2 protein-coding genes are annotated in these 2,099 nt (G+C 75.5%); one reads left to right on the top strand and one right to left on the bottom strand.

Going from position 1 to position 2,099, the window contains the following annotated elements; all coding sequences use genetic code 11:
* Positions 1-343: 343 nt before the first annotated feature.
* Positions 344-1,255: a GNAT family N-acetyltransferase gene (locus E1258_RS32210; RefSeq protein WP_243715825.1), complete on the top strand. Its 912-nt coding sequence runs from the start codon at positions 344-346 to the stop codon at positions 1,253-1,255.
* Here the strand turns inward: E1258_RS32210 and E1258_RS32205 are convergent.
* Positions 1,236-1,937, bottom strand: coding sequence for a futalosine hydrolase (locus E1258_RS32205; RefSeq protein ID WP_132407703.1), 702 nt, complete (start codon positions 1,935-1,937; stop codon positions 1,236-1,238). The two genes, E1258_RS32210 and E1258_RS32205, sit on opposite strands and share 20 nt — an antisense overlap.
* Positions 1,938-2,099 lie beyond the last annotated feature (162 nt).

The following is a 2,099-nucleotide window of genomic DNA, read 5'->3' as shown; positions in this document are numbered from 1 at the left end:
CCGTCATGGTCGTGGTCGTGTGGGCGGTTGGTGTGGGCGTGGCCCTGGTGGCTCTTTCTGCCGCCTATGGAGCTGCCCTCACAGACGGGGCAACCGGAAACCAGCACAAATCTCCCGTCAGGATCGACCCCGGAGTGCCCGCCGACCGTATGCAGAGCCGGAGAGCCGGAGAGCCGGAGAGCCGGAGAGCCGGAGAGCCGGAGAGCTTGCGGGCGCATGAACGGGGCAGCTCCAAAGGGCCCCGAATGCCAGTTGCCGACCACCCCAAGAAGTTGTCCACAGGTTTGTCCACAGGTTTCGGGTGGGTGTTGATGACAGGCCGGGAGCTGTCGACCATCGGTACGTGGCGGAGACATCGAGCGTTGCTGTGCCGTTCGACCAGCCGACCCGCAACGGCGACGGGCCGATCGAGATCGGCGCGGTGCTGCGGGCGCTGCGGCGGCGAGCGGACCTCAGCCAGCGGGAGTTGGCGGCCCGGGCCGGCGTGCCGAAGAGCACCGTGGCCCGGATCGAGGCGGGGGACGCGGTCGACCCGCGCCTCGGCACCGTGGAGCGCCTGGTGCGCGCGGCCGGTGGGCGGGTGACCATCGGGCTGCCGGGTGATCGATCGGGTGACGGCCGGGAGCCGGAGGTGGTGCCGGTGCCGTGGGTGCCGCACGACGGGATGCGGGACGAGGCGGGGCGGCGGTACCCGGCGCACCTGGACGTCTGGGAAGTGCACGATCCGAGGGACTGGCCGGGTGCCTGGTGGGCGGAGTGGTGGAAGCTGCCGCCGGAACGGTGGCCGCGCCGAATGCCGGCGGCGACGTACGAGCTGAAGCGGCAGTATCGGGACCGCCGCCGGTGGGGTGAGCGGATCCGTCGCGAGGTCACGGTGCGCCGTGTCACCGACGGCGGGCTGCCCGGGACGTGCTGGCGGTTCGTGGCGGAGCTACCCGACGGCCGGCTGCTCGGGGAGCTACGGGCCCACGAACGCAACCCCCGGCTGCTGTACGGCGACATGATCGACACCGGGGAACGCGAGGTCGTGCTGGACGGTGTGCTGGTGGCCGGGGCGTGTCGCCGGCTCGGCATCGGGCGGCGGCTGGTGGAGGCGATGACCGGGGAGATGGATCGCGCCGGGGTCCGGGTGGCGCACGCCGTGGCGGACTTCGGCGGTGTCGACCTGCTGCTCTCCTGCGGATACCGGATCGAGGGGCGTGGGCACTACGCGCTGCGCCTCGACCTTTCGCGGCTCAGCCCAGCGCCGCTCTAGCCCAGCCCGGCTCGGCACTCTGGCCCAGCGCCGCCGCCGCCGACGTGAGGGCGGCGAACGCCTCGCGCATCCGCCACGAGTCGCGGTCCCGGGGACCGATGGGGTTGGAGATGGTACGCAGCTCGGCGAAGGGCAGGCCGGCCTGGACGGCGGCGACGGCCACCCCGTACCCCTCCATGGCCTCGGCCACCGCGTCCGGGTGGCGGTCGGCGAGCGCGGTGGTGCTGGCGGCGGTGCCGGTGACCGTGCTGACGGTGAGCACCGCGCCGACCGTGGCCGCGGGCAGGGCCGCGCGCAGGGCGGCGAGCAGGTCCGGGTCGGCGGGGACGGCGGTGCCGCCGCCGAGCAGCTCGGGGGGCATGCCGAGCTCGTCCACCGGGATGAAGCCCGCCGGCGACTCGGCGCCGAGGTCCGCTGCGACGCTGCGGGTGGCCAGCACGGTCGCGCCGACGGCTGCCCGGCCGGCGAAGCCGCCGGCGATCCCCGCGCTGACCACCGCCCGGTACGGGCGGCCGGCGGCCTCGGCGAGCGCCAGCAGCCGGGCGGTGGCTGCCCCGGCGACGGCCGGGCCCACCCCCACGGGCACAACGGTGACCTCGGCCCCGGTCGGCGACGCCGGCAGACCGGCGCGGACCGCCTCGGCCTCGGCGGGGACCGCGGTCACCACGAGCAGGCCGGTCACGCCGGTCACGCCCGTCGGGACGGTCGCGCCAGCCACGCCCGTCACGGCACCGGGCCCTGGGGCTCCCGGCGGGTCTCCTCGTCGGCCGCGCCTGCGCCGCCGGTGCCGGCGACCGCGGAGGAGGGCCGGTAGATGTGGTACCCGGGCGGGGCGGAAGGGGCC

Source organism: Micromonospora sp. KC207, from assembly GCF_004348615.1.
GTDB lineage: Bacteria > Actinomycetota > Actinomycetes > Mycobacteriales > Micromonosporaceae > Micromonospora.
The sequence above is the reverse complement of the archived record's forward strand: the minus strand, read 5'-3'. Positions and strand labels throughout refer to the sequence as shown.